Here is a 7617-nt window from a genome sequence, read left to right on the forward strand (position 1 = left end):
GGCAAGTCGACCCTGCTTAAGGCAATTTCAGGTATCCACCCCCCATCGGCCGGATCCGTCCTGTTTGAAGGCGCGGAGATTTCGAATGTTCAAAGCGATCGCATCGTGGAAATGGGCGTGGCCTATATTCCGGAAGCCAGAAATATTTTCACCGAGATGAGCGTTTTGGAGAATCTGAGGCTCGGTGCATACAACCGTCGGGCAAGGAAAAAAGTTGGCCAGAACCTGGATTTTGTTTTTTCGCTGTTTCCCCGCCTCGAAGCACGCAAAACTCAGCTTGCCGGCACGCTTTCCGGGGGTGAGAGCCGTATGCTGGCGGTTGGACGCGGATTGATGAGCGACGCCAAACTCCTTTTGATCGATGAACCTTCCATCGGCCTGTCGCCGTTGATGAAAAACGCCGTGTTCGGAGCCATTTATCGCATTAAAAAATCAACGGATATCAGCATACTAATAGTCGAACAGGAGGTCGATTATGCCATGGCCGTGGCAGAGCGGATCTACCTGCTCAAGAAAGGGCGGATCGTCATGGAGGAGGCGGCAGGAGACATCGGCAAGGACGAGATCGAGAAGGCGTATTTCTAAGAAACGAGAGGTGCACCATCAAAGAGCTGATCAATGCATTCGTCAGCGGAACCATATCCGGCTCGCTTTACGCCTTGATGGCATTGGGGTTGACGATCGTATATGGGGTCACCCATATTTTCAACTTCGGCCACGGGATCGTGGCGGTGTCGGGTGGGTACTTTACGTGGCTGTTCATCACCAAGGCGGGCATGGCCTTCATCCCGGCCGTGGCGGTTTCCATGGTCGTCATGTTCGTGATCGGTCTGATCCTTTACCGGGTCGCCCTGAATCCCCTGCTCAACAAAGAAAACTGGGAGTTTTCCGTCATCATTTTTTTATTGGGACTGGGAATCCTCTGGGAAAATATACTCCTGCAAACATTTGGCCCTCGCGTCAAGGATATACCCAAGTTTTTCAGCGGCAGGTTCAAACTGGGCTTTGTAAGAATCAACTACCATGAAATCGCCCTGATCATTATCGTGATCCTCTCGGTCATCGCCCTGAACTACCTACTTAAAAAAACCTGGTTCGGACAGGCCATGCGGGCTGTTGCCCAGGACATGGACGGTGCGCGCATTGTCGGCATCAATCTGAAGAAAACGTTCGGCCTGGCTTTTGCGCTGGCAACGGCGGTCACCGGCTTTTCAGGCGTTCTGCTGGCCACCAAATACTACATTACACCGCACATCGGCTGGGACTGGATGGTGAAGGGATTTGTGATCGTCGTTTTCGGCGGACTCGGAAGCGCTACCGGGGCAATTTATGCAGCATTTATTCTGGGTCTGGCTGAAGCGGTCATCACCTTATACCTGGGCCCCATGTGGGTGTGGCCGATCTGGTTTTTCATGTTTCTCATCATATTGCTGATCCGGCCTCAGGGGCTGATGGGGGGAAGAACGCTGTGACCCATCTGAATTGGAAAGTTATCGCAGTGGCTATCGCCATGGCAGGTATCGCCGTATATCCACTGGTCCACGGCGACATGTATATCATGCACATCCTTATTCTTTTTTTTATCTGGTCGTCGGTGGCATCCAACTGGAATCTGCTGATGGGCGTGGCCGGTATTACTTCCCTGGGAAATATCGGTTTTCTGGCCGTTGGCGGTTACGCATCCGGCATTCTGGCGAAGCAGTTCGGCTGGTCGCCATGGAGTTGCATGCTGCTGGGCGGATTGACGGCCATGGTTATTGTAACGCTGCTGGTGGGGTTGCCGGCGCTGCGTTTGAGTGGTATCTATATTGCCCTGCTGTCGCTGATATTCGCCGATTCCCTTCCCACCATTCTGACACAGACCCGATCCATCACCGGCGGCGCCATGGGACTTCATGATATTCCGCCTTTTTTTGAAGAGATTACGAGAACCCAGGCCTATTACATCGTTTTTGTATTTTTCATGGCCATGCACGGGGTGATCTGGTGGATTATCCGATCTTCAACGGGACTTGCCTTTGTAGCGCTTCGGGACAGCAGGGAATTTGCCACCGCGCTCGGTGTCAGCGAATACAGGGAAAAGATCAAGGTGTTTGTCGTGGTTTCCTTTATGACGGGACTTTGCGGCGGTTTTTACGTACACTATTTGGGGGATATCTCGCCGACGACACTGGGCATAGAGCCCTTTCTGCTGACCATCGCCATGATGGAGCTGGGTGGTATCGGGACCTTTATGGGACCGGTGCTGGGCTCCGCCATTATCGTGTTCGGCAACGAGTTCCTGCGTCTTGCCGGTACGCTGCGTCTGGCGATTTTGGGCGGGCTGATTTGTGCCACGATACTCTTTTTCCCGGGCGGCCTCATACAGCTCATCGGCTGGATCGACCAGCGCCTGGCTCCAAAAAAAAAACGGAGTACTACCTGAATTCGACATAACATGTTCTTCAAACAGCGAGAAAAAAATGAGCGACAAAAGGGTTATTGTCAATGCCAACGTGATTACCATGGACGTATCGGACCGCCGGTGCCGCGCCATCGCCATTGAGGGGGATCGCATCGTCCGCCTCGGATCGGCGGCGGATGTGAAGGATCTCATCGAACAGGGCTGGCCCGTTGAGGATTTTGGCGGCAGAACGGTTTTACCGGGTTTTATCGACACGCATGAGCACTTGATGCTGACCGGTTCTCTGGAAACGGCGGTCCAACTGGATGATGTGACCCATACCGAAGAAATCCTTGAACGAATCGCCGAGCGGGCGGCATCCACTGAAAAGGGCGGCTGGGTCCGCGGCAGTTTCCTCAATGAACAGAATTTGGCGCAAAAGGCCATGCCCGCGCGTGAAGCGTTGGATCGTGCAGTGCCGGACCACCCTGTTTACATTATGCACGCCACCTGCCACATGGCTTCGCTGAACTCCCGCGCGCTCGAAATCGTTCAACCGCCGTTGACTCTGGACGGATTGGATTTGAAAGGCGGAAAACCCACGGGTGTGGTCCGGGACCCGGGAATTTTGACCTGTGTTCACCCGGCCATAGCCCGGATTATGCTCGAAGAAGAGAAAGCGGGATTTCTAATCAAAGCTGCGGAAATGGCTCTGAAAAAAGGCATTACCACCCTGCATGCGCTCGACGGTGGAGAACTGGGGCCGGGCGATACAAAGGTTATCTGTAACAACCGGGACCGGCTGCCGCTGCATGTCGTCTGCTACAATCAGTCCATGGATCTGGACGAGGTGAAAGAACTGGGGCTGCCCAGAGTCGGCGGGTGCATTTGCTCAGACGGGGCGTTTGAAGCCCACACGGCTGCCCTTTTCGAGCCCTATGCGGATGAACCGGACAATTACGGTGCGCTGACGTATACCCAGGAAGCGATGGACCGCTTCATCATGGCCGCGCATCGTGAGGGCCTTCAGATAGCCGTGCACTGTGAGTCGGATCGTTCCATCGAACAGGTGCTGTGGGCCATGGAAAAAGCGCTGCGAGCGTTTCCGCGGGAAGACCATCGCCATCGGATCGAACATTTCGAGCTGCCCACCACCAATCAGATCGAGCGCATGGCAAAAGCCGGCATCATGGCCTCCATGCAGCCGGCCTTTATTCCGGCATTCATTGGCCGGGAAGACATGGCCGTTTATGGGGTGCTGCTCGGAAAGCCCCGCCTGAAAAGGGTTCATCCCTACCGGACGATTCTGGATGCCGGGATTCCCATCTCCGGCGGATCGGACAGCCCGGTGACGCCCTACAATCCACTCAAAGGCATTCAGGCCGCTGTAAATCATCCGAACCCGCAGGAGCGCATAAGCGTCAAAGAGGCCCTTGCAATGTTTACAACGACGGCGGCCTGGAGCGCCTTTGAAGATAACGAAAAGGGCCGTCTCGAAGCAGGCAAACTGGCTGATCTGGTGGTGCTGGAGCGGGATCTCTATGATGGTCCGACACATGAGATTCAGGATATCGGCATTCACAGTGTCAGCGTGGGGGGCAAGTGGCATTCGGTGAATTCCTGATACGGTGGTATGCGCGGCAGGTAGATTCAGAAAAGAGATCCCCATGGTTTCTGGTATTGCTTTTTCTTTTGGCGTTTGCCGGAGCATCTGCCGCTGCTGACTGGGAGTGTAAGGACGCAGGGGTCGCTTTTACTCACAAGCCGTCCGATTTCTATGGCCCGGGAGAGTATTTTGCATCGTGTCCGGAAAGCGGCACGCCGATACGATGCTATCAGTATCACCGCCACTGGATCTGTGAAAAAGGGGAAACTTATTACTGGGATCGCAACCTGGAATCCGCCGCCAGAACGGCTTGCGGGTGTCCGCTGCCGCCTGGTTTGGCGCCCGCCGCTCCGGCTGTTTCCCAAAAGCCTGCAGAATAGCAATACAGAAATTATTCTGAAAGATGACACGATGACTGCAGGCGACCGGAGAGGGTCCGCTCATCGGCCAAAGCCTCGATGTGGACTTTCTGAAAGGTGTTCTGTAACCGGTCTTCTCCATTTAGCAGCACCTTGATATAGTTGGATGTAACCCCCGTTAGCATGCCGCTATGCGCGTCCCGGCTGTCTTCCACCAGCACTTCCAGGTCCTGATCCAGCCAGTGTTGTATAAACGCCTTTCTTTTTTGAACACCCATCGCACGTGTCCTGCGGCATCGTTCTTTGATGATCTGCTGCGGTACGTGATTCGGATACTCGGCTGCCGGCGTTCCCTTTCTGGCGGAAAATGGAAAAACATGCAGGTACGCCAGCGGGAGTTCCTCCAGCAGCCGGAATGTGTTTTCAAAAGCAGGGTCCGTTTCTCCGGGGAATCCGATCAAAACATCGGCGCCGACGGCGGCATGGGGCAGCATTTCCAAAATGTGAAGCACCCGTTTTCGAAAATCATCCCGCCGGTAGGGCCGATGCATTCGTTTTAAAATTTCATCGTCACCGCTCTGCAGAGGAATATGAAAGTGGGGGCAGATCTGTCCCGGTCTGCGGTCTGCCCGGGCGGCGAGTTCAATCAGCTTCGGCGTGAGTTCAAGGGGTTCCATGGAGCTGAGTCTGATTCGGTCGATGGACTCACCGCCGCACAGATGCTTCAGCAGAAAGCTTAGATCGATTTCAGGGGAGAGATCAATTCCGTAGCGGCCTAAATGTATGCCGGTGAGAACGATTTCATGGTATCCGGCCTCACGGATGTGCCGGATGTGCCGTGTCACCCGTTCCATGGGCATGCTCCGACTGGGGCCCCGCGCAAACGGTACGATACAGTAAGTGCAGAATGCATCGCAGCCATCCTGGATTTTCAAAAAGGGCCGCGTTCTGCTTCCCAGGGCAGGGAGGCGCATGTCCTGGTATGTGCGGATGTCCCGTATGCCGCGATGGATAATTTCCGGTTGTGAAACGCGGTCCGGTTTCATGGCGGATGCGAGGTCGGCGATGCGGGGTTTATCCGCATGACCTACAATATATTGAACACCGTCGATTTTTTTTATTTCTTCAGGCGCTGTCTGAGCAAGGCAGCCCGTGACGACAATGAGCGCCTCAGGGTTGCAACGAATGGCCTGCCGAATGGCCTGCCGCGACTGCATGGCGGCCTTCCGGGTGACGGTGCAGGTGTTGATGATACAGATAGCGGGCTTCTGTTCAGCGGGCCCCCGGCGTTTTTCCGGTTTTACGAACCCTTTTGACACCATTTCCCGGGCGATGGACTCCGATTCGCACTGGTTTACCTTGCAGCCCAGGGTGATGACGGAAAATGTCATCGGGTCTTTCGGGTTGCCGCTATCAGGCTTTTGGTTCGTAAGTGATATGGATTTTTTGTTTGATACCCTATTGTGTCTTATCACTTCCGGTTCCTTCAAGCTTGGGTATATTTTCAGTGATCCATCCACTGCCGAGAACTTCATCGCCGTCGTAAAATACAGCGGCTTGCCCGGGGGTGACGGCATGCTGGGGGGTTTTAAATCTTACAAGCGCGGAGCGCCCGCCCTTTAAAAAAAGCTTCGACGGCGCTGCCTGATGACGGTAACGAATGCGGGTGCCGACATGCAGGGATGACACCGGTGCGTGATGAATCCAGTTGATATCTTCCACAAGGCATTCCTGAGAATAGCCTTCCTTTTTGAACCCGACAATCAATTTGTTCTGTTGTGTATTGATTTTCAGAACATAATAGGGCTCTGCAGCCGGACAGTTGATGCCCTTTCTTTGACCGATGGTAAAGCGGTGCAGCCCTGCGTGCTCCCCGATGACATTACCATGGACATCTTCGATAATGCCCGGCTGAGCGGCAAATCCCGGTTGCGCCATGAGAAATTCTCCGTAATGACCGTCCTTGATAAAACAGACATCCTGGCTTTCCTTTTTCACCACCGGACGGAGCCCCGCTGCTTCCGCCAGGTGAACCGTATCGGCTTTGGTCATGCCGCAAAGCGGGAACACCGCCGCTGCCAGCGCTTTCGGGTCCAGTCTTGCCAGAAAATAGGATTGGTCCTTGCGGGAGTCTTTGCCCCGAAAAAGGCGGTAATCACCGGAATTGCCTTTTTGAATGCACGCATAATGACCGGTTGCAAGATGGGTTGCTCCCAGCTTTTCGGCAAAGGATAGAGCGGCATTGAATTTTATGGCGGGGTTGCACACCATGCAGGGGCTGGGCGTTATTCCGCTGCGGTCCGCAACCATGTCGCATCGCTAAACCTTGACCTGCCTTGCGAGGATTCTATTGCCGTTGGTGCCGCTTCGCCTCTGGCGCAAGCCGTCGAAGGCGTGACCATGAATGGCAAACGGATCGGAAACCGCTACGTCGTCCAACCGATGGAGGGGTGGGATGGCACCACCACCGGCGGCATAACCGACGAGGTCCTCAGGCGATGGCGCCGCTTCGGAGAAAGCGGCGCGAAGCTGATCTTCGGCGGCGAAGCCATGGCCGTACGCCCGGACGGACGCGCAAACCCAAATCAACTGGTTCTGGTGGAACAGAATAAAGCGGATCTGGCCCGGCTAAGGGAGAGTCTCGTGCGAACACACCAGGAACGCTACGGAACCGCCGATGACTTGGTGATCGGGTTCCAGCTAACCCATTCCGGTCGGTTCTGCAAACCGTCCGATAAGTTCCGCATGGAACCCCGCGTGGCCTATCGGCATCCAATCCTGGATCGAAAGTTCGGCGTTTCCAGTAATTCCCAGGTTTGGACAGATGACGAGATCGACCGCCTCATCGAGGATTATGTCCAAGCCGCCCAATTGGCCTGGGATATAGGAGCCGATTTCGTCGACATCAAGCACTGCCACGGCTATCTCCTCCATGAATTCCTGGGCGCCTTCACCCGCTCCGGCAAATACGGCGGCTCCTTTGAAAACCGCACCCGCATCCTACGGAACATTGTTGCGGGCATCCGCGCCAGCGGCAATCCCATCGACCTGGGCGTACGGCTCAGTGCTTTCGATACCGTTCCCTTCAAGCCCGACCCTGAAAAGTCATCCCCAGGAAAGCCCGGCCCAGGCATTCCAGAAGACTTTTCGCATTGCCTCCCCTATCGATACGGCTTCGGTGTGAGCCCGCACGACCCGGTCAATTTGGACCTGACGGAAGCTCACGAATTCCTGCAACTCTGTTCGCGGTTGGGAGTAAAGGTCGTAAA

Annotated in this window: 6 protein-coding genes and 1 pseudogene; 5 read left to right on the top strand and 2 right to left on the bottom strand. The window is 55.0% G+C overall.

Annotated features, from left to right (window positions below; genetic code table 11):
- From R6V78_RS18430 to R6V78_RS18445, 4 genes are all read left to right on the top strand, one after another.
- On the top strand, positions 1 to 585 hold a 585-nt coding region (locus R6V78_RS18430), incomplete at its 5' end, for an ABC transporter ATP-binding protein (RefSeq protein ID WP_410290854.1).
- Between the two features lie 53 nt (positions 586 to 638).
- Positions 639 to 1472: a branched-chain amino acid ABC transporter permease gene (locus R6V78_RS18435; RefSeq protein ID WP_410290859.1), complete on the top strand. Its 834-nt coding sequence runs from the start codon at positions 639 to 641 to the stop codon at positions 1470 to 1472.
- Positions 1469 to 2425: a branched-chain amino acid ABC transporter permease gene (locus tag R6V78_RS18440; protein ID WP_410290855.1), complete on the top strand. Its 957-nt coding sequence runs from the start codon at positions 1469 to 1471 to the stop codon at positions 2423 to 2425. The genes R6V78_RS18435 and R6V78_RS18440 overlap by 4 nt, the downstream gene beginning before the upstream one ends.
- Before the next feature lie 37 nt (positions 2426 to 2462).
- Entirely contained in the window at positions 2463 to 4007 is a 1545-nt protein-coding gene (locus R6V78_RS18445) for an amidohydrolase (protein ID WP_410290856.1), read from the top strand.
- A gap of 373 nt (positions 4008 to 4380) precedes the next feature.
- On the opposite strand, the gene mtaB is transcribed toward R6V78_RS18445, so the two are convergent.
- Positions 4381 to 5739, bottom strand: coding sequence for a tRNA (N(6)-L-threonylcarbamoyladenosine(37)-C(2))-methylthiotransferase MtaB (gene mtaB, locus R6V78_RS18450; RefSeq protein ID WP_410290857.1), 1359 nt, complete (start codon positions 5737 to 5739; stop codon positions 4381 to 4383).
- Between the two features lie 67 nt (positions 5740 to 5806).
- Complete coding sequence (mnmA, locus tag R6V78_RS18455; RefSeq protein ID WP_410290858.1) at positions 5807 to 6658, bottom strand: tRNA 2-thiouridine(34) synthase MnmA; 852 nt, start codon at positions 6656 to 6658, stop codon at positions 5807 to 5809.
- A 90-nt stretch (positions 6659 to 6748) separates the two neighbouring features.
- Here mnmA and R6V78_RS18460 point away from each other — a divergent pair.
- Positions 6749 to 7617: pseudogene (locus R6V78_RS18460) on the top strand (hypothetical protein); the annotation flags it as partial.

Source organism: Desulfosarcina sp. (genome assembly GCF_046496365.1).
Classification (GTDB): Bacteria; Desulfobacterota; Desulfobacteria; order Desulfobacterales; family Desulfosarcinaceae; genus Desulfosarcina.

Bases quoted from the DNA above. Each gene is read 5' to 3' on its own strand.
- R6V78_RS18445 (WP_410290856.1), top strand. From the start codon at position 2,463: ATGAGCGACAAAAGGGTTATTGTCAATGCCAACGTGATTACCATGGAC.
- mtaB (WP_410290857.1), bottom strand. From the start codon at position 5,739: ATGACATTTTCCGTCATCACCCTGGGCTGCAAGGTAAACCAGTGCGAA.
- mnmA (WP_410290858.1), bottom strand. From the start codon at position 6,658: ATGGTTGCGGACCGCAGCGGAATAACGCCCAGCCCCTGCATGGTGTGC.